The organism is Oligoflexus tunisiensis (assembly GCF_001748245.1).
Lineage (GTDB): Bacteria > Bdellovibrionota_B > Oligoflexia > Oligoflexales > Oligoflexaceae > Oligoflexus > Oligoflexus tunisiensis.
Genome location: NZ_BDFO01000001.1, coordinates 235735 through 254481, shown reverse-complemented (window position 1 = coordinate 254481; position 18747 = coordinate 235735). Strand labels below are relative to the sequence as shown.

Here is an 18747-nt window from a genome sequence, read left to right as displayed (position 1 = left end):
CATGCCAAAGATACGGCGTCTCATTCGATCCGAATCGGTGTTTGATCCCTCATACTAGTACGGGGACGCACATCAAACAAGTAAAGGGAGTGTCCGTAGAACGAGCAGGTCAGAAGCTTGCCTGTTTTGGAAACCGCCAGCTGATAAAACGAGGCTTCAAAAGCCGTTGAATCATAACTCGAGGCTTGCTGCAGCGAGTACGGTGGGTTCAAAAACTTGCGGGTGATGCTGTAAAACGGAGCATTACTGAAATTGATCAGATCCCGGAAATGGTTGACCAGCAGCATGGGTTCGCCTTCGATTTCCGTCACCACAAAGGCCCCTGGATAGCGGGCTATGCTGTCCCGGTCATTGGCAAAGCCATAGACACGTTGCACTTGGAAGATATCGGTAAATTTCGAGCTGTCGGCTGCCGCCAGGGCTGTTGGATTGATTTCCACCTTCAGGACGTTATTGCTTGTGGAGCCATAGCTATTGCCGCGTTGCGAGAGGTAAAAGACCTCAGCTGCTGCGCCGGGAGCACTGCGGGCGGTCCAAAAGTTGGTGCGATAGATGCGGCTGTCGACGTCGACTGTGCCTTCACCGGAAGCCGGGGTCCCATCGAGTTCCCGCAGCACGTAGTACACATACCGCATTTCCTTGTTCACCTGATTGGGTTTCGCAAAGGTTCCCGTTTCCAGGTAGCGGAAATGCGCCTCTCCTATATTCGGATCCGCTGCGGAAGCGGCTTCCTCGCCTGTAACATTGTAAATAAACATCTGATAAGGGTAACCGTTGCCCGGGCGACGTCGGGCCTGGGGCGTATTCTGGAAAAGATCGGGGACCTCATCCGCCACGTCTTCCACCATTTTATCCGCGACGTGATCGTAGCTGTCCTTGTCCACGGTCGGAAAATCGTCAACATCCGGGAAATCAAGATCGGAAGGAAAGCCGAGCAGCCAGGTGCCTGCGGTGCTTTCGTAAAAATAGAGAGCCCGATGCGCGAAACCGTAACTCCGTACCAGATCCAGGGTCGAGGCCGCGAGATTGCTCCGGTCCAGGTGTCCCATGAAAACATTACCGTTGAGGCAGGACACCACAAAATACGGCTGTGAAGGGGCAAGGATGCCGTTGACCGGTGAGCATTCGATGTTCCACGTCGTGATCAGTGTGGGATTGGTTTCGTTCTCAAGATTCCAGAGATCAATCCGACGATAAAGTTCTTCGCCTTCCGCATCGTAGGTCACGAGCATAAGATTTTGAGCGACATCCAGGGAACGGCCGAGACGCGGAATGGGAATTGTGGCGACCTTTTTTGGTGTCTCGGCTTCGGGATCGATCACCATGATCGAGCCTTCGTTGTAGCGACGTTCAAAATCGGAATTCAGGACATAGAAGTGGTTGCCGCTCGGTGCCGTGGCCACATCCACCGGACCGGCTATCCGTTCACCAAGCGCGGGCAACTTTTCCTCGGTTTTGCAGGCCCAAAACAGGGTCATGCCAAGCAAAACCAGACTGCTGCCGAGCCAGACTCGGGTCTTATTCACGATCATATTCGAAAAGCTCCTCAGACTAGGGCTGTTTTCCACGACGGGGAAAATGTCGTCCGCTGACTTAAATCCAGCCCGGTAATTTCTCCTTGTGACAGAGTCACGAGCTTAGTTATAACCACTGCAGGGCTTGGCGTCCAATCCCAAGATCTGGGCCGGATTGGTGGCGCTTTTGAAAGCCGAAGACAAAAAGAGGGAAGACGATGGCATCCGTCAATAAAGTGATTTTAGTCGGCAACTTAGGCAAGGACCCCGAACTGCGTTACACTCAAAGTGGCGTGCCGTTCTGTTCATTCAGCCTGGCAACAACCGACAACTGGACTGACCAAAGTGGACAGCGCCAGGAAAAGACAGAATGGCATCGTATCACTGTCTGGAAGAAACAGGCAGAGAACTGTGCAAAATATCTGCGCAAGGGCAGCTCGGCATACGTCGAGGGACGCTTGCAGACACGATCCTGGGATGATCAATCGGGTCAAAAGCGATATTCCACGGAAATCGTCGCCGACAACGTGAAATTCTTGGGCAGTGCCGGCGCCAGCCGCGGTGAAGCCAGCTACGACAATGCTTCGTCGGGCTTCAATCCACCACCAGTCGAGCCGCCTTCGGATAGCGTGTTCGGCAGTCATAACTCGGCGAGTTTGGATGATATTCCGTTCTAATTGAGAACGGAATACTGAATTCAAGATAGGAAAATTTCTTGAAAAATCAACACCTCCACTTTCTGTAAAGAAGTGTGAGGTGTTTTTTTCGGAGCTCTGAGCACTGTCGACCAATGAAACAGTATAAAAAATTCAGTATCCCATCAGGATCGGCGCTATAAGGATGCTCCTACCGAGAGCCTTCTCGAAGACGGACTCGAGGCTCACACCCCCGGGCGAAGGGTTTTTAAACGTGGCATCGCTGATGAGGACGATTAGCCTAAGATCAGCGCTGCTTCGCCAGTCAAGCTCCTCAATGGCCATCGTTACGCCATCCAGGTGAGCTTCAGGAAAATCCCCGCCACCCAACAATTTCACGTCCCGGATTCTGGCTTGGTACACCGCAGAGTCAGCTTCCAAAGGTGATTCAACCTTGCTGATATAAGGATCGACAATATCGCTGAATACCACAAGACCTAGCCGTGAATCGGTTGAGGATTTCTCCTGACTCAGCCGTGTAGCGATGTCGATAGCCTTTTCCTTGATATAATCCATCTCATTGAACATGGAGCCGGAAACATCCAGCACGAGAGCAACGTCCAGCGAGAGAGATTCCCCGTTAGAGATCGCCTTCGCTGCATTGATGATACAGGTTTGAAGATCATCGGGGTTGTCACATTCGATGGTTTGTGTCGCGTAGCGTTCGCTGATCTTCGAAAAATCTTTCCTCGCTGAGTTTGGGAATATGGATCCGAGTTCGCTCAGAATCGGCGACTCCGTCGCCATGGCAAGACTATCATCAGGGCATAAGAGGTTAAGTTTGGGCACGGTCATGGCGCTCGCCAGCTCCGAACCGTAATCAATTTCTCCTTTGAAATCTCCCAAAGTCGCATCCCCCGTTACGGAGAATAGAGCCTTTCCTGTTAAGCCGAAGGCAGCCAAGGATGGCTGGATGTTCCAGCTGTCGAGACTGAGAATCTGGCCTTTGCTTTCCCAACTCCCCTGTCCGCCATTGACCTTGAAATCCAGATTTGGCTTGGCCACAAAGCTGATCAACGTCTGTCTTTCCGTAGCTTCTGAGATACTGACTTGTCTGCCATCAGTTTCAGATGCCGCTTCGAATTCCACTTCTATCTCGATGGAAGATAGAGCATCCGTGAGCGATTTCGTGAAAATCGAGCTGCTCGTGACATACGGATTGGGCGTATTCCCATTGAAACCGATAAGATGAGCCAGAACACCCCGGCTTTGGTAAGCGATGGAAATAACATCCCCGCTGACAGCAGTAATTGTCGGTTCCACAAGGAAGTTCGAAAGGTCAAACAGGTCAGTCGTTATTTGCGTCCCTGTTTCTTCAAAGAAGCGGACTCGCAAGGTAAAGCTTCGATCGCCTTTGGTTGAAAAACTATAAACGCCACTGTCATGCGTCCACCCCGAGGCAATTGTCACCGTCCCGGTTCCTTCCTTGAGCCCTTTCCCAATCCCTGAGGTGACGGCCTCAACGAGATTTTTGACGGTCGTCCCGATCTCTCCTTGCGTTCGAGTCAATTTAAGCATTTCAGTCGTAAGACCGGCCGAATCGTTGATGACCTCATCACTGAGTTCTGCAAAGCAACCTCCCGACGGCCTGCTAGAGCCTTTCGAACACGAAAGCAGCATCATGCATAGCAAGCCTGCAGCCAATCTCATATGATCTCCATGAATTCAATCTTTGCGATATGTTCAGTCGAGCTGGAACTATCAGTGTCGAAAATTCAAAGGGTGGTCCAGCACGTCTTGGACTTCAAGAATGCACTTATAACAAAAGCTTCCCGCAAATTGTGCTCCCTATACCTGCTTTTGAAGAATTAAGGGTTATTATACCCTATAGGGATAATAGATGCTTGCGTGCCTCAAGGAAAAATATTATTATACCGAATAGGGATAATAATGGGTGTCTTGATGAGCTCAAGCGAAGAAAATCCAATAAATTCAACGCCAACCTTTCCTCGCCTGGGTAAGGCCAAAACCCATCTCGGTGCGATTATTAAGGAAAAACGAAAAGAGGCCGGCCTTACTCAGAAGGCCATGGGCGAGCTTGCCGGAGTCTCTTTGAAAGCAATTAGGCAAGTTGAACAGGGCGAGGAGGATCACGTCAACGTCGGTTCGCTCAAGCGAATCCTGGCCTATTTTGCCCTTGCACTTTCGACTGTGGAAAACACCTCCATCTCCTCGTACAGCGACAGAATTATTCCAAGGGATGAGCTTATGGAAAAGCTCAAATCAATTCGGGCCGCAATATCGAAACCCTATGGAATTCAGCGCATGATGCTTTTTGGGTCCTATGCGCGTGGGGAGGCCAGGGAGGATTCCGATGTTGATATCCTTCTCACCCCTTCCCGTTCTCTAACTTTCAAGGAAATTGTTCGGATCGAGAAAATATTCGAGGAGGTCCTCGGCAATAAAAAAACCGATATCGTTATGGAAAATGAAATAGCACCAGAGATCCGGGCATCGGCCGAGGAGGATTTCATTGATGTTGAAGGCTAAAAGTTCGCATCCACACCTAGTGAAAATGGTTCAACACATGGTGCGCATCTCTCACTATTTATCTGAGACATCACAGAAAGAGTTTTTTGAAAAGCGTCTAAATTACGATGCCATCATGAAACAAATAGACCTCCTAGGCGAGACGGTGTCGCAGCTTGTTAATGACGATCAGGATAACATAACGAAAAAATTCATCGATATACCATGGGCAGAGGTCCGAGCCATCCGGAACCGCTCATCGCATAACTATTTTTCAATAGACCCGAACATCATCTGGAAATATATCAACGACGAACTGCCCGATATCGAGGCGGGCATAAGAAATATACTGGCGAAGCGATACCGAACGACTGAGATTAAAGACTACGGATAATCAGAGAGCAGCGAGTCCGTCCGCTAAATCTGTCTTGAAAGTTTTGAGGCAGCAAGAGGGGAGCCGGGAATTTCCTCAGGATGGCCGCCATCAGATTTGCTGTCAGGAGCTCGCATGAGCCGTATTCAGACAGGAATATGAGATGATCAATCGAAGCGAATAAAAGTAACAAACGCACCGCCAGCCGAATCGGCAGTGACAACATAATAACCAGCAGTCCGGCCACCGAGCACACAGAGATCCACACCACCAAGGCTTGCGCAGGAACTTTTCTGAATACTCATCACGTCTGCCGTGAGCCGACATGAGCCTCCGGATTTCTTCGCAACTGCGGAAACCACGCGATTCACAAGTTGCACCGCATTGTATCGGACATCATGCGATGAATTTAAGGGTCTCGCCTTCATTCAGAAAAGGCTTTGTTCGATCCCCCGCGAAAGAGGGACCGTTCAGGCTGCTGAGAATAAGGCTTATTAAGTAGAAATATTTCATGATTTCCGCCACTTAAGATAAGTTAATCCTTATCGAAAGCAGCTATCATAGTGAGGCATGCAGGAACCGCAAGACAAATCAGACAATCTCAGAACCGAAAACCAATCCCACCATAAAGCGCAAAAAGGTTCTCAAACCCCTGGTCCGTCGCCAGCAAGGTCATATTCCGCACATAAACCTTGAAGTGAAACATGCGGCCAAAGTGAAACTTCTGACCCAGACCAAGATTCAAAAGCGGGTTGCTGTCGTTACGCACAGCCGGGCGGCCCGCCTTCCCATAAAACTGCGGGGTATCAGGCAGGGCCCCAATCTTGTTATTATTTGCCGACGCCTGAGCCGGATCATTGTTGGGATCCGTGGGATCAATATACACACCACGCGGCAGGTTGCCGTTTTTCAGCACTTCCTGCTTCTTAAAAAACTGGGATTGAGCCAGACCCACACCCAGTTCCAAAAACAAATCAAAGTAACTCGTCGTCCCCCCGAGGCTGAACAGCTGCTTGCCGTATACCGGCGTCCAGATCGCATTGGCAATCAGCATCTGCTGAATCTCGCGGATGGGAACATAGGCAGGCCCAAAACGCGGAAACTGATCGTTATTTTTATCCGCCGCCTTCAGGTTATCATTCCCGCAGGCCACGCCCACTTCATTGCTGGGATCATAATAAAAGTTTTCAATACAAGTGCGCTCCGCCTTGTCCTCGTTCACACCCTGGTTAATCACAAAAGAAAAACCAAGGGTTTCATTCAGGAAATAGGAGACATCAGCGCCCAGAAGGAAGGTATTCACATAGGATTGGTTCATGACGAAACCAACCGCGGGCAGCCCGAGTTCGAAGCGTTCGGACTTGGGATAAAGCTTGTTCATCACCACGTCCCGGCCTTCGGTGGCTTTTCGATAATCGGCCCATGCGTTCGGCGCGGCACATACCAGACCAATCAAAAGCACAAGTTTCTTCATGGAAGCCTTCCTTGTCAGGGACGCAAAGCCGCGAAGGCTGAGCCCTATTTCTGTCAGCACGCAAAACCACGCAGGCTGGGCGCTATCAATCGCTTATTACCTGCTATTGTACCATGGCTGGCGCGGACAAAGGATAGGGCTCGCCTGGAACCGCAAACGGGCTCCGGGCTTTCGATTGTGGCCTATCGGAAAAAAACCGAAAAAACTTGAGCCTCGCCGTATAAGTCCGCTTCCTCAGGACCTGGCCATCGCGTTGAACGCCGCTTCAAGCTCCGTCAACCGTTTGGCACAGCGGCCCTTGGCTGATGATAACTCAGCCGGGGAAGCCGTCTTGCTTAGGCTTTCATGCACCGAAAAATAGAATTTGATTTTGGGTTCCGTTCCCGAGGGGCGGGCACTGACCTTCGATCCATCCGCCAGCACGAACTGCAGGACGTTGGAACGCGGTAAATCATAGGGTTTGGTCGTGGCCTTGCCTTTATCAAAGCTTGTTTCCGTTTGCGCATCCACATCACGCAAAATACGGACCTCCGAGCCGGCGATTTCCCGCGGCGGATCGGAACGCAGGTGTTCCATCATCTGGCGGATGCGATCCGCCCCTTCCTTGCCAGGCAACGTGAGGGTGGCCAGCGACTCCAGATAAACGCCGTGGCGCAAATAAAGCTCATCGAGCACCATGCTCAGCGTTTTGCCCTGGGCCTTGTAATAAGCCACCATCTCGGCCGCGATACAGCAGGCGCTCACGGCATCCTTATCCCGCACAAACGTGCCAGCAAGGAATCCATAGCTCTCCTCGCCACCGCATACATACTGGCGATAGGGTTTGCTGCGACCTTTCTCGATATCATCCACGAGCTGACAGATCCACTTGAAGCCGGTCAGCGTTTCCTCGCAGGTGGCTCCATAGAAACGAGCGATATCATCCTGCTGATCCGTCGTCACGATCGTTTTGATAACCAAAGGATTGGCCGGCATGCGCCCGGCATCCTTGAGACCTGAGAGATAAAAATCCACGAGGAGCGAGCCGATCTGATTGCCGTTGAAGACGCGGTACTCATCCCCTTCCCGCACGACGATCCCGATACGATCGGTATCCGGATCGGTGCCAAGCACAAGGTCGGCCTTGACCTTGCGGCCGAGGTCGATCGCCATCTTCATGGCTTCCGGTTCCTCGGGATTCGGGTATTTCACAGTCGGGAAATTGCCGTCCGGCTTGGCCTGCTCCGGTACCACCATCACATCCTTGAAACCCCAGCGTTTCAGGGCTTCTGTCACCGGATAGGCGCCTGTACCATGCAGAGGGGAATAAACGATCTTGAAGCCTTCCCGGCCTTCCTTGCGAACGGAAAGCTTGTCGACTTCCTTGAAATATATCTCATCGAACTCGGCTCCCACTTCATGAATCAAACCTTTTTTCACGCCTTCCGCAAAGGACATGAAACGGATCGATTCATAGTCGGTGAGGGCCGCATAACGCCGGATCACCGCCTCATCATGGGGGGGCACGATCTGCCCGCCGGTTTCCCAATAAACCTTGTAGCCGTTGTATTCAGGCGGATTGTGGCTGGCCGTCACGCAAACGCCACCCTTGCACTGATAGTGGCGAACCATGAACGACAGCATGGGCGTCGGGCGCAGTTCCCTGGTGATATAGGCGCGAATGCCGTTGGCCGCCATCACACCGGCCGTGGCTTCCGCAAAGTCGCGGGAAAAATGCCGGGAGTCATAGGAGATCGCGACCCTCTTCTCTTCAGGCCCTTTGAAAAACGCATTCAGCTCATCCGCAAAAGCCTGGCTGGCTTTCCGCACATTATAGATGTTCATGCGAGCCGAGCCGGCCCCGAGGATGCCGCGCATCCCTCCGGTCCCAAACTCGAGATCCCGATAGAACCGTTCGGTGAGTTCCTTTTCATTATTGCTGCTGAGAAGCCCGGCGATTTCCGCGCGGGTCTTTTCATCGAAAACCTGGGACGTCGACCAATATTGAGCGAGCTTGCGGATATTGTCTTGCAAGGGGGCACCTCTTTTAGCTTCGTTGGAACGGGTGCTCAACGCACACAAAGCCATAGAAGCACAAAAGGATGCCCGGCTCAATCAGTCTAATTGCGGCCAGGCGGCAAATTCTGACAGCTCGCGTGAACTGGACTGGCAAGCCTGAGGATAGGCCAGCAAATAAGCGATGCCCAGGCCATTGAGACGGTAATCACCGCAAAGCTTGCGCCCGGCGACCGGAAGATTGACGTCCATCCCCACCGTTGGGAGGTTCAGCAGCACATTGGGAGCCCGCAGCTGACTGACCCAGGGTTTGGTGCGTTCCACAGGGCCTATGAGTGAAGTCACCAGGGACGCCTCGGTATTATTCGCAGCCTGTATGGCCTGATCCACATCGCGGTAGCTGTACACAGCCACATCCGGACACATCAGCACGTTACTTTGGTAGGAACTGCTGGAATCCATATCCGCAAAGAAATGCACACCGGGCGTTACAAAATAACCTGCAGTCCCCGCGTTATGGACCTTGCCCCAAACCCAGGTATCCGAAGCCTCACGCTTGGCCATGGTCTGATAGCGCAGAAACTTCTCCACAGCCTTCTGAGCGTAAAGCGGACCGAGATGAGGATTGTCAGTACCATCGGTAGGACCGATCCTGAGCGCCCGCACCACGCGGATCATTTCCTTTTTGAAATCCTCGATCTGGGATTCATGAATATAAACCCGACTGGTCGAGGTATTGAGTTGACCCGCATTTTTGATAACGCCATACATCACGCAGCGAACTGACTCCTTGATATCCGCCTCGCTGTCGATAATCGCAGCGTTCTTGCCACCGGATTGCAGAAGCAGGGCCCGCGTGATCTGACCCATGTAATCCCGACGAATCGTATCACAGTGCTCGCGGGATCCGGAGTAGATCACCGCCTGGATACGTTTGTCCTGCAGAGTTTTGACAAAGGTCTGGTAGTTGCCAAACACAAGATTGACGGCACCCTTCGGCAGTTCCAGCTGGTGAACCACACAACCAAAAAGCACACCGGAAAGAACCGCATGAGACGACGGCATGGCCAGCAGCGGCGATCCCGCGATCAAGGCCCCGGCAAAGCTTTGGACAAAGGTGGCCAGCGGCGTGGAGAACGGCAGGAACGCCACCGTGATGCCATTGGACTGCAGATTGAATTCTGTATCCGGCCAGGCGAGCTGCACAGGGCCCAGGAGAGCCTCCCGGATCCGGCCCCTTTCCGCCAACACCGCATCGAGCTGCTGGCAGGCGCTATGAAAGTCCGCCTGAGCCTCCCAACGGGGTTTGCCAGCCTCAATACAGAGGGCATCGATAATCAGGTTACGATAGTCCGTAATCACCTGCCTGAGGCGCGCCAGGTACTCCAGACGCTTTTCCATCGACAGGGCGGCCAATTCCTTTTGGGCCAGGTCGGCCGCGTCCACGGCCGATTCCACAAGTTTCCGGCTGACGAGAACTTTGACGATGGCGTCACCACTGGAGGGATTGAAAGATCCCTGTAATACCTCGGACTTGGAGTCGAGGCACCATTCGCCACCGATGAAATGCCCCGGAAATTCCAGGGGAAATCGTCGTTCCTGGAGCGCCTGAAAGAAAGCTTCAAAGCCCATGGTCTCCCCCTTGTTCTGGCGAATCCGGGCCCCGCATTCGAGAAAGGTCGACTGCACGCGTGCCCGACGCCTTTTACGTTTTCGACTTTTTTGCGGAAAATCTCGACTCTCCTCAATTGTATGAGGAGAGGCCCTTGAAGTCTAAGCTATTTTTGGCCGGAAAGCATGGGGTCGTTTTATTTCCCAACGCAAAAATCGCGGAAGATTTTGTCCAATACGTCTTCGACATCAATCGTGCCAAGGATGCTGCTTAGCGCCCTGGCCGCGTTTTGCAGCTCAAACGCCAGGAGCTCATCGTAGTGACCGGCCGCCTCCGCGTTAAAAAACGCGACAAGATCCGCCTTGGCGGTTTGCAGTGCAGCAAGATGACGAGCAGAACTCACGAAGGGCTCTTCGCTGAGTTTTCCCACAAAACCGTCCACTCTTTTGACAATCTCGGATTCCAGTTGTTCAAGTCCCCGTTCAGCCTGGCAGGAAATGGTCAGCCAGCCCTTGGCCCAGGCCGGAGTTCCAAGATCCGCTTTGGTGAGAACGCGCAGACAGCGCTCAGGGCCGAGCTGTGCCTCCAGACGCTCGGTTTCAGCACGATCCTCAGGCCCGGCATCGGCAGCGTTGAGCAGAAGGATCAGATCCGAGTCCTGAGCCAGCTCAAGAGCGCGGGCAATGCCGACCTTCTCCACCGCGTCCCGGGCCTCCCGGACTCCGGCTGTGTCCACAAGGCGAATCAGGCGACCGCGCACGCGGCAGGGCTCCTCAAGATAGTCGCGGGTGGTGCCCGCATGTTCGGTCACGATCGCTCGCTCCCGGCCGAGCAGCGTATTCATCAGCGTGGACTTGCCCATATTGGGCCGTCCCAGGATAGTCACCATCAAACCCTGCGCGGCGACACGCCCGCTGCCGTAGCTATCCTCAAGTTTCTGAATGCGCTGCATGACCTTTTCCACACGCATCCGCACCATGGAAAGATCGACGTCCTGCGTATCCCCCTCATCCGGAAAATCAATGCGAGCCGCAAGATAAGCCAAGGATTCCACCAGACTTGCCCGCAGCTCTTCAATGGTCCGTGCAAAGCGTCCGGTGGCCAGCTGTCTTGCGGCGAGCCACTGCTGCTCTGTCTGAGCTTCCACCAGTTGCTTGATGCCTTCGGCGGAACTGAGATCCATTTTTCCCTGCAGGAACGCCCGACGCGTGAATTCCCCGGGCTCAGCCGGGCGAAAGCCATGGGCATAGAGAATGTGCAGGATACGGCCTACAATATAAGGCCCGCCGTGACAGTAGAGTTCCGCGGCATCCTCGCCCGTGAAGGAGGCTGGACCATGAAACACGGCCACCATCAGCTCGTCGACCACAGCCTGGTTTTCCGGATCGATAAACTGGGCCATCATCATCACCCGCGGCTGGGCGGGGGCCTGCGTGCGACGACGCAGAAGTTTTTCCAGAAGGGGAAGGCAACCGGCACCGCTCAGACGGATCATGGCCACCGCGGAAGCTCCGGAAGCTGTGGCCAGGGCAGCCATCGGTTCGCCCACAAAGCGAAGCCCGGCAGATGCCGGGCTTGCTGATGGCTCCGATGATGCAGATCGATTGGGATCTTTAACGTTCATCACCATACTCAGGTTCATCTTTTTTGCGAATCGGCAGGATCATCAGCTTGCGATTGGGTCCGGTGCCGATGGATTTGGTATAAACACGGTCGTCCTTATCCAGGGCCATGTGAATGATCTTGCGATCATACGAACTCTTGTAATTCAGAACGATGGGACGCTTGTTCTCGTGCACTTTTTCCGAAAGGTCGCGAGCCAGCTCCACGAGGTCGGTCTCGCGTTTGCGGCGCACGCCCTGCACATCCACGAAGATGCGGAAAGGCAGTTCGCGTTTGATGTGCCGCGGTTTTTTGCGCAGAATGTGTTCCAGCGCTTCGGCCAGCTTGCTGTTCTTCATCATCTGACCGGCAAGATATTCGTCATCACAGTCCAGAATCAGACGGTTGCCTTCAAGTTCCGCTTTCACGGTCACAGGCTTGTTGCTGATGGCACTGCAGATATCCTGACAAAATTTTTGCAGATCGCGCCGCAGGGCATCGACCTCTTCGGGACTCAAGGCCTCGACTTCGCCTTCGCTCTCCTGGCCGTCATCCGTCATAAGCTCGTCGATGTCGAGATCCTTCTTCCAGGCAGCGATCTCTATTTTTTTGGCAAGAAAGGAGAAAAGGCCCCCACTTCCCTGCGATACCACTCTGTAGTCGAGTTGATTCTGATCCACTTGCAAACGAGTCGCGGCCTCGGAAAGAGCCTGGTCCAAGGTTTTGGCAGTCACGCGAACTTCATTGCCCTTATTCTGCATCGAGTACTCCTCTGTGTTGGGCCCTGGGCAATCAGCACCGTTGCTCCAGGCCGCATCCGCCCCTCTCGGCTCAACCAAACTGCTTTGCCAACCTCTTATTGAGCCACTGCTGCTGAATGATCGATACGATGGTATTGGTGATCATATACAGCACCATGCCCGCTGGCATAGACAGCATCATCAGGCCGAAAATTACTGGCATCATTAACATGATCTTTTCTTGATTCTTATCCATACCGGGGTTGGGAGTCAATTTTTGTTGCAAAAACATACCCACGGCCAGCAGGATGGGGGTGATGTAATAAGGATCGCGAGACGCCAGATCCGTTATCCAGCCAAAGAAAGGCGCATGCCGCAGCTCGATCGTCTGTGATAGCAGGTTGTAGAAGGCAATGAAGACCGGAATCTGAGGCAGGATGGGCAGGCAGCCTTTAAATGGGTTCACTTTGTTCTGAGACATGAAAGCCATCAGTTCCCGCTGCTGACGCTGCGGGTCGTCCTTGAACTTTTCACGGATAGCCGTCATCTGCGGTTGCAGCTTCTGCATTTTTTTCATCGACACCGCCGCTGCCTTTGTCAATGGATAAAACAAAAGCTTCAACAAAACAGTGATGACGATAATGGCAAGACCCCAGTTGTGAAGGAGTTTATTCAATTCCTTCAGAACGGCCATAAGCGGATGGGCAAAAAATGAGAACCAGCCGAGCTTAATGCTGTTCGTCAGGATCGGATCGTGAGCGGCGAGGATATCCCGCTGCTTCGGGCCGAAGTAGCCGGTCAGATCCACGGAAACGGTTGCCCCGGCATCCACCAGACCGAACTTCTGCCAGACGAGGATCGTGGTGGGGCAGAAGAGGGCATTGGCATCAGCCGAACGCTGCAGGAGATAATTCATGGGCTGATCCTTGGCCCAAAGGAATGAAAGAAAGTAGTGGCGATCGATGCCCAGGTAGTCGAGCTTTTCACCGGTCAGGTTAAAGCCTGTGGGATCGGCATCTTCACCGCAAAGATCATGGACCAGCATCTCCTCAGTCTCACCGTTCACGCCATAAACATAGCTGGTGGCGCTGGCTGGATTGCCGCCAAACATGTTACCGAAAAAGCTGCCGCCACTGGGAGGCTGCGCGACGTTTTCCTGAACCAGAGCACCACCGGTCAGTTCCTGAGGAACTTCTGCGATGTTTTTGAAGTTCACCTTCACCTGCAAGCCGTAACCATCTTCTGGAACGGTGAAGATCTGTTCCATCGCCCAGTTGTTTTCCGTACGACTGAAGGTGATGGTATTGCCTTCGCGTTTGGCAGCAAAACCTTTCTGCCCCAATTTGTCCTGGATATTGATCGTGCCTTGAACGAGGAGAGGGCTGTCGAGCACTTCCACCTGCAGGCCGGATTTTTGATCCTGTGCATATTCCTTCAGCTGCATGCTGGCGATGGCACCCAGATTCTGATCGAAACGAATCAGACGCGTCTTCGTGTCAAAGGTCAGGTCCTGAGCAGTCAGAGCTGTCACCTGCGCAGGAGCGATGGCAGCAGGAGTGCCGGCATCAGCCGCCGGTGCCTCAGTATTGGGAGCAGGATTTGGTGTCGTCGGCGTTGGAGCCGGGGTTGGCTCCTCCACGACCTCACCGCGATTGCCCGCGTAAAAGTCGGGATATTTGGTCTGCAAATAGGTCATATAACCCATAAACAGAAGGGTACAGATAAACACAGCGACAATAGACTTCTTATCCCAATTCATGGAAGGTCCACTCCTCCTGGGTGCCACGGATGGCACTTAAGTATGCGACAACAGATTTTCTTAATGGCTACGGAAAAAGGGTCCTTTTCCAGGCATGCGACGGCGTAGCGGGAGCAGCTCGGATAAAACCGGCAGCGTGGTCCCAGGAGCGGCGCCAGGCAAATCTGGTAGATTCTGATGGGCACGATGAAGATACGCCCAATCATGCACAACGCTCCCTGATATGGCGTGAACAGATAAAAGCAGGGGGCTGGCATCAAGACAGCGGTTGAACAGGACTGATCGTTTTGCCACCCGAAGCCGGACGCTGCAGTCGACTCTGCAGGCGATCCAATGCCGAATGAAAAGAACGTGCGACCTCGTCAAAGTCAGCCTCTGCCGCCAGACCACGCGCGATCACGACCATGTCGAGACCCTGGGGTTTGTGCAGCCGTGTCCGATAGATTTCGCGGAGGCGTCGCTTCACCAGATTCCTGATGACCGCACTTCCGACCTTCTTCGACACGATAAAGCCGATTTTCGACAAAGCCTCATCGTTGCGTCGACCGATCAAGACCAGATGCGGGGTCACCACTTTGGTGCCAGCATCCATCGTCCTGGTAAACTCGATTCGGCGCAGCAGTCTTTGCTGTTTTGAAAACTCCAGCATGAATTTCTCTGGAGCGTAAGGTTACTTCTGATAGATCGTTGGAACGAGGCGTTTACGACCTTTGGCGCGGCGACGGCGCAGAACTTCACGTCCACCAGGTGATTCCATACGGGCACGGAAACCGTGGGTGCGTTTGCGTTTCAGATTGCTGGGTTGAAAAGTGCGTTTCATTATTTACTCCTTAATAGCAGCTGGCCCACGACTCACATTTTGAATAGTGCCACCTGTAGCTGAACAGCAGGCGCTTCACGTTGAGACAGCCGCGAGACTGTATCAGAACACCTAAGGCATGGCAAGTTCTCTGAAAACCCTGTGCGGCTTCACTTTTCGCTTGAAATAAGTCAGAAAAGCCTCTAAAGATAGCCAAAACGACATTGGAGTGTGCCACTATGGTAAGAGCATTGGCGTATTTTGTGATATTTTTCAGTATCTTACAAACACGCTTCGCGCCCCTCGACGCCGCTCCTTACGCGCTGGAACTCGAGCCGGTCCGCATTCAGGCTGACCTGGATGGACTTGTCAAAGTTGCTTATCTTGAGCCCTGCGGTGCTGAATTTGCAGGTTTTGCCTATCGTCTTGAGGAAGGCAATGAACTCAAAGTGGCGGTTGTCCTGCGTCGCTATCACGCCCGCTGCATGGGACTGCTTGGCATGCAGGAGGTGGTCCTCCCGCTCATTAACGCCAACAACTATGCCGCCATCACCGCGATGGATCCCAATCTGGAACCCTTGATCCTGAAAGCGGCCCCCATTCAAAATCTTCATTTCACGCGCAAGACCAACCAAAATCGCACCGTCGCCACTGGTCATGCCGTTTATACCTCGCAGTGCGGCGAGGCCCGGGGCCTCCTTGTTCTGCCCGAGGCCACCGGCATGCGGTTTGGGATCCTGGAAAGCGGCAGAACCCGTCCTTCAGCCTGCAATCGCAGCACTGAAGTCCTGACCCTGGCCGGGCTCGATACGAGCGCGCTGGACAGTTTCCAGCTGCTGCAAACGCCATCCCCAGAAAAAAGTCCGGACTACATTCTGCGCCGCGTTCCTGTGCAACTCATGACGGCGGATGCCGTCGAACCTTTGACCAAACGCTTCCAGGTTTATTACCTGCGCCGCTGCAACGAGGCCCCCATTGGTCTGGTGCAGCAGAATAACAAAAGGAATCTTCAGGTTTCCATGCTGGTCGCCCATTATCCCGATATGCCCTGCTCGGGTGAGGGTCCCAAAAAAATCTGGACCGCCTTCAAGCCTGGCCTGACTGTCCCCTCGCAAAAAGTGGCTCAGGGCTTGAAACAAAGCCTTCAGGAAGACCTGACTCTGGTGCGTCCGACCAGTTTTCGCTGGAATGAAACGCCGAGCGCCACGGGTCGCGCTCATTTGGAAATTTTTACCCTGAGCACCTGCAACCGCGATCTCGGTCTGGTCAGCCGCAGCAATGATGCCGGATTGGCTGTCGGGATCCTGCAGCTTCAGAGCTCCGAACCGTGCAATTCACCGCTGAAAAAGGTAAGCTACGCGTATGACCTGGAACTTCGTCCTCAGGCCAGTCGCGATGTGAAACCTTTGCAACTGGTTGGGACCTGATGCAAAGGAAAGTCTGTGCGCTGCTGGATCGAACTTAATGCTGCCGCCCTGAAGCACAATGTTGAAGTCTTCCGCAAACTCGCCGGCTCCGCCCTCATGGTGCCGGTGATCAAATCCAACGCTTATGGCCATGGCCTCAAGGAAATTCATGACATTCTCGCGCCACTGCAGCCTGAATGGTTGGGCGTCAACTACCTGAGCGAAGCAGAGTCGCTGCGCAAGCTCGGCTATCAAAATCGTATCCTCGTCGTCGGACCGATTCATCCCAAATCCTGTCCGGATGCCTTTCGCCTTCAGGCCGACATCTTCCTCGGCGAGGAGACGACGCTGCAGGAATGGATCGCCACACCCGCGGAACAAAAGCCCCGGGCTCATCTGAAAATCGACACCGGCATGTCGCGTCAGGGATTTTTACCGGAACAGGCCGCGTCCTTGATTTCCCGGCTGGAAGCGCATAAGGATAAACTGGTCGGCATCTGCAGTCATTTCTCCAACGTCGAGGATGTGCTCGAACAGACCTATGCCAATCAACAGATTGATGCCTTCACCAGCGTCGTGCATCAATTTCGCAGCGCCGGATTTCAATTGCTGTCCCATATCGCGGCCAGCTCCTCGGCTCTTATCATGCAATCGAGCCGCTTTGATCTCGTCCGCGTTGGCATTTCGATTTATGGACTCTGGCCCAGCCGCGCCACGCAGCTTTCCTTTCTGCAAAGCCATGGCAGGCTCGTGGAATTGGAACCGGTTCTGCGCTGGAAGACCGAGGTGGCCATCGTCAAGGGTGTGCACGCCGGTCAATTCATCGGCTACGGCTGTACCTACAAGGCTCTGCGTGACATGACCATCGCGGTGTTGCCGATAGGCTACTACGAAGGCTATCCGCGGCTGGCCAGCAATCGCGGGCATGTGTTGATTCGGGGTCAGCGCTGCCCCATCGTGGGCCGGATCTGTATGAATATGATGATGGTCGACATTTCGCATGTCTCTGAGGTCAAACCCGGCGAGATCGTGACTCTGATCGGCAGTGATGGCAGCGAGCAAATTGAAGCGGGTCATATCGGTGAATGGGCCGATACCATTCACTATGAGATTGTCACACAACTGAATCCAGCCATTCCACGTCGCGTGAGTGCATCATGATTCATCCTCATCGTCTCTGTCAGCTGGAGCTGCATTCGGAAAATATTCAGGCCTCGATCGATTTTTTTACGGAAATTTTCGGCTGGCCGCCGGTTCCGATTGCGATCCATGAATACACCGTGCTGGCCGTTCCGGAGGATTGCACCTTCGGCATCAGCATCGTCGGGCATCTGCCCCAGGAGCATCATCCCTATAGTTCCGGAGTGGTGCCCTACTTCGCAGTGGATGGTCAGCTGACTCAAATTTTGCAAAAGGTCGAGCAGCTCGGCGGCAAACAGGTTTGGGGACCGCGGCCCATGCCGGGTTACGGTCAGCTCTACTGCGTGGAGGATCCGGGAGGCATTCGCATCGGGATCTATTCGCGAGAGGAAAAGGCGGCTCCTGGTTGATCAGGCGCGAACTTCAAGCATGCCCCGGGCGTTCACTCGGACGCCATCGGCGACGTAACCATCCGCAAAGTCCTGGGGATTGTCCACGGTCCAGTTGCGATCCACATAGGCCTGAATCACAGCCTGACGGAGGCGACGGTTCTCAGAGGAATCATCCTTCAGGAATTTGGTGATCATCGGTTTGATCGCATCCGTATTCTGAGCGATCAGGAATTCAGCTGCTGCAAACCGCACGCGCTCATCCGGATCATTCAGAAAGTGAGCGATCTGATCGATCGATTCCGGAACCTGATATTCACGCAGGTAACAGAGGATATCATAGTTCTTATCGACAGCCTGCTGATCGAAGGCCACATCGTTATAGTCGAGCGCAGACTTCAGAGCGTCCACCACCAGCGATTCCTTGCCCAGCGCTTTCAGGCATTTGATGGGCCATGCGATACGGCTGGTTTTCTTCAGCCAGTCCTGCAGAAAGGGAAGACCGGCCTCTCCGAACCGCACGACGCCTTCCTGGGCCAGTTCCTTTTCACGGGTGTCGTTGATGCCATGCTCCAGACTGTATTCAAAACGCGGCAAAAGCAGAGGAATCGCCTGATCGGGTTCCTTCACTTCCTTGGCCAAATACTCCAGGGCGGCCCAGCGATCTTCTCGGATGGCTTTGGCATTGCGTACCAACTTGCCGGCGCGTTCGAGACGCTTGGTTTTACGGTTTGCGAAATATTCCTTAATGCCATCAAAAAGTGCCATGGTTCCTGTCCT

The 18747-nt window shown here is 53.6% G+C and carries 19 protein-coding genes; 6 read left to right on the top strand and 13 right to left on the bottom strand.

Annotated features, from left to right (window positions below):
- Window positions 1-20 precede the first annotated feature (20 nt).
- On the bottom strand, window positions 21-1532 hold the full coding sequence (locus tag OLTU_RS01135; RefSeq protein WP_141730924.1) for a hypothetical protein: 1512 nt from the start codon (window positions 1530-1532) through the stop codon (window positions 21-23).
- 200 nt (window positions 1533-1732) lie between these two features.
- Between OLTU_RS01135 and OLTU_RS01130 the strand changes: the two genes are divergently transcribed.
- Window positions 1733-2191 carry a single-stranded DNA-binding protein gene (locus OLTU_RS01130; RefSeq protein ID WP_141730923.1) on the top strand — a complete coding sequence of 153 codons (459 nt, stop codon included), beginning with the start codon at window positions 1733-1735 and terminating at the stop codon, window positions 2189-2191.
- A 132-nt stretch (window positions 2192-2323) separates the two neighbouring features.
- Here the strand turns inward: OLTU_RS01130 and OLTU_RS01125 are convergent, their stop codons facing one another.
- The gene (locus tag OLTU_RS01125; protein WP_141730922.1) at window positions 2324-3859 is read right to left on the bottom strand and encodes a vWA domain-containing protein; all 1536 of its coding nucleotides are present in this window, start codon (window positions 3857-3859) and stop codon (window positions 2324-2326) included.
- Window positions 3860-4111: 252 nt separating this feature from the next.
- Here OLTU_RS01125 and OLTU_RS01120 point away from each other — a divergent pair, with 252 nt between their 5' ends.
- Both OLTU_RS01120 and OLTU_RS01115 read left to right on the top strand, forming a co-directional pair.
- Entirely contained in the window at window positions 4112-4699 is a 588-nt protein-coding gene (locus OLTU_RS01120) for a nucleotidyltransferase domain-containing protein (protein WP_218109770.1), read from the top strand.
- Window positions 4686-5072 (top strand): HepT-like ribonuclease domain-containing protein, encoded by a 387-nt coding sequence (locus tag OLTU_RS01115; protein ID WP_141730920.1) that lies wholly within the window; start codon window positions 4686-4688, stop codon window positions 5070-5072. The genes OLTU_RS01120 and OLTU_RS01115 overlap by 14 nt, the downstream gene beginning before the upstream one ends.
- 146 nt (window positions 5073-5218) lie before the next feature.
- On the opposite strand, the gene OLTU_RS32215 is transcribed toward OLTU_RS01115, so the two are convergent.
- The 10 genes from OLTU_RS32215 to rpmH form a co-directional block, all read right to left on the bottom strand.
- Window positions 5219-5479, bottom strand: coding sequence for a hypothetical protein (locus tag OLTU_RS32215; RefSeq protein WP_218109769.1), 261 nt, complete (start codon window positions 5477-5479; stop codon window positions 5219-5221).
- A gap of 173 nt (window positions 5480-5652) precedes the next feature.
- Window positions 5653-6525: a hypothetical protein gene (locus OLTU_RS01110; protein WP_141730919.1), complete on the bottom strand. Its 873-nt coding sequence runs from the start codon at window positions 6523-6525 to the stop codon at window positions 5653-5655.
- A gap of 234 nt (window positions 6526-6759) precedes the next feature.
- Window positions 6760-8538 (bottom strand): phospho-sugar mutase, encoded by a 1779-nt coding sequence (locus OLTU_RS01105; RefSeq protein ID WP_176736228.1) that lies wholly within the window; start codon window positions 8536-8538, stop codon window positions 6760-6762.
- An 81-nt stretch (window positions 8539-8619) separates the two neighbouring features.
- The gene (locus OLTU_RS01100) at window positions 8620-10209 is read right to left on the bottom strand and encodes an aldehyde dehydrogenase family protein (RefSeq protein WP_218109768.1); all 1590 of its coding nucleotides are present in this window, start codon (window positions 10207-10209) and stop codon (window positions 8620-8622) included.
- A 119-nt stretch (window positions 10210-10328) separates the two neighbouring features.
- On the bottom strand, window positions 10329-11756 hold the full coding sequence (gene mnmE, locus OLTU_RS01095; RefSeq protein WP_176736227.1) for a tRNA uridine-5-carboxymethylaminomethyl(34) synthesis GTPase MnmE: 1428 nt from the start codon (window positions 11754-11756) through the stop codon (window positions 10329-10331).
- Window positions 11746-12495 (bottom strand): R3H domain-containing nucleic acid-binding protein, encoded by a 750-nt coding sequence (locus tag OLTU_RS01090; RefSeq protein WP_141730915.1) that lies wholly within the window; start codon window positions 12493-12495, stop codon window positions 11746-11748. The genes mnmE and OLTU_RS01090 overlap by 11 nt, the downstream gene beginning before the upstream one ends.
- Before the next feature lie 70 nt (window positions 12496-12565).
- Window positions 12566-14233, bottom strand: coding sequence for a membrane protein insertase YidC (gene yidC, locus OLTU_RS01085; protein WP_141730914.1), 1668 nt, complete (start codon window positions 14231-14233; stop codon window positions 12566-12568).
- Window positions 14230-14439 carry a membrane protein insertion efficiency factor YidD gene (yidD, locus tag OLTU_RS33060; RefSeq protein WP_141730913.1) on the bottom strand — a complete coding sequence of 70 codons (210 nt, stop codon included), beginning with the start codon at window positions 14437-14439 and terminating at the stop codon, window positions 14230-14232. Before yidD ends, yidC begins: the two co-directional genes overlap by 4 nt.
- A 50-nt stretch (window positions 14440-14489) precedes the next feature.
- A complete protein-coding gene (gene rnpA, locus OLTU_RS01075) occupies window positions 14490-14882 on the bottom strand; it encodes a ribonuclease P protein component (RefSeq protein ID WP_141730912.1) in 393 nt (130 codons plus the stop codon).
- A gap of 21 nt (window positions 14883-14903) precedes the next feature.
- Window positions 14904-15053 carry a 50S ribosomal protein L34 gene (gene rpmH / locus OLTU_RS01070; RefSeq protein WP_141730911.1) on the bottom strand — a complete coding sequence of 50 codons (150 nt, stop codon included), beginning with the start codon at window positions 15051-15053 and terminating at the stop codon, window positions 14904-14906.
- Between the two features lie 218 nt (window positions 15054-15271).
- Here rpmH and OLTU_RS01065 point away from each other — a divergent pair, with 218 nt between their 5' ends.
- The 3 genes from OLTU_RS01065 to OLTU_RS01055 are packed head-to-tail and all read left to right on the top strand — an operon-like array spanning window position 15272 to window position 17988.
- Window positions 15272-16459 (top strand): hypothetical protein, encoded by a 1188-nt coding sequence (locus OLTU_RS01065; RefSeq protein ID WP_141730910.1) that lies wholly within the window; start codon window positions 15272-15274, stop codon window positions 16457-16459.
- Window positions 16460-16474: 15 nt separating this feature from the next.
- Window positions 16475-17599 carry an alanine racemase gene (gene alr, locus OLTU_RS01060; RefSeq protein WP_141730909.1) on the top strand — a complete coding sequence of 375 codons (1125 nt, stop codon included), beginning with the start codon at window positions 16475-16477 and terminating at the stop codon, window positions 17597-17599.
- Window positions 17596-17988 carry a VOC family protein gene (locus tag OLTU_RS01055; protein ID WP_141730908.1) on the top strand — a complete coding sequence of 131 codons (393 nt, stop codon included), beginning with the start codon at window positions 17596-17598 and terminating at the stop codon, window positions 17986-17988. Before alr ends, OLTU_RS01055 begins: the two co-directional genes overlap by 4 nt.
- Here the strand turns inward: OLTU_RS01055 and OLTU_RS01050 are convergent, their stop codons facing one another.
- Window positions 17989-18735 (bottom strand): HEAT repeat domain-containing protein, encoded by a 747-nt coding sequence (locus OLTU_RS01050; RefSeq protein ID WP_141730907.1) that lies wholly within the window; start codon window positions 18733-18735, stop codon window positions 17989-17991.
- Between the last annotated feature and the right edge of the window lie 12 nt (window positions 18736-18747).

Excerpts from the sequence above, each read along its gene's own strand:
- OLTU_RS01135 (WP_141730924.1), bottom strand. The coding sequence starts at position 1,532 with ATGATCGTGAATAAGACCCGAGTCTGGCTCGGCAGCAGTCTGGTTTTG.
- OLTU_RS01130 (WP_141730923.1), top strand. The coding sequence starts at position 1,733 with ATGGCATCCGTCAATAAAGTGATTTTAGTCGGCAACTTAGGCAAGGAC.
- OLTU_RS01125 (WP_141730922.1), bottom strand. The coding sequence starts at position 3,859 with ATGAGATTGGCTGCAGGCTTGCTATGCATGATGCTGCTTTCGTGTTCG.
- OLTU_RS01120 (WP_218109770.1), top strand. The coding sequence starts at position 4,112 with ATGAGCTCAAGCGAAGAAAATCCAATAAATTCAACGCCAACCTTTCCT.
- OLTU_RS01115 (WP_141730920.1), top strand. The coding sequence starts at position 4,686 with ATGTTGAAGGCTAAAAGTTCGCATCCACACCTAGTGAAAATGGTTCAA.
- OLTU_RS32215 (WP_218109769.1), bottom strand. The coding sequence starts at position 5,479 with ATGAAGGCGAGACCCTTAAATTCATCGCATGATGTCCGATACAATGCG.
- OLTU_RS01110 (WP_141730919.1), bottom strand. The coding sequence starts at position 6,525 with ATGAAGAAACTTGTGCTTTTGATTGGTCTGGTATGTGCCGCGCCGAAC.
- mnmE (WP_176736227.1), bottom strand. The coding sequence starts at position 11,756 with ATGAACGTTAAAGATCCCAATCGATCTGCATCATCGGAGCCATCAGCA.
- OLTU_RS01090 (WP_141730915.1), bottom strand. The coding sequence starts at position 12,495 with ATGCAGAATAAGGGCAATGAAGTTCGCGTGACTGCCAAAACCTTGGAC.
- yidC (WP_141730914.1), bottom strand. The coding sequence starts at position 14,233 with ATGAATTGGGATAAGAAGTCTATTGTCGCTGTGTTTATCTGTACCCTT.
- yidD (WP_141730913.1), bottom strand. The coding sequence starts at position 14,439 with ATGATTGGGCGTATCTTCATCGTGCCCATCAGAATCTACCAGATTTGC.
- rnpA (WP_141730912.1), bottom strand. The coding sequence starts at position 14,882 with ATGCTGGAGTTTTCAAAACAGCAAAGACTGCTGCGCCGAATCGAGTTT.
- rpmH (WP_141730911.1), bottom strand. The coding sequence starts at position 15,053 with ATGAAACGCACTTTTCAACCCAGCAATCTGAAACGCAAACGCACCCAC.
- OLTU_RS01065 (WP_141730910.1), top strand. The coding sequence starts at position 15,272 with ATGGTAAGAGCATTGGCGTATTTTGTGATATTTTTCAGTATCTTACAA.
- OLTU_RS01055 (WP_141730908.1), top strand. The coding sequence starts at position 17,596 with ATGATTCATCCTCATCGTCTCTGTCAGCTGGAGCTGCATTCGGAAAAT.
- OLTU_RS01050 (WP_141730907.1), bottom strand. The coding sequence starts at position 18,735 with ATGGCACTTTTTGATGGCATTAAGGAATATTTCGCAAACCGTAAAACC.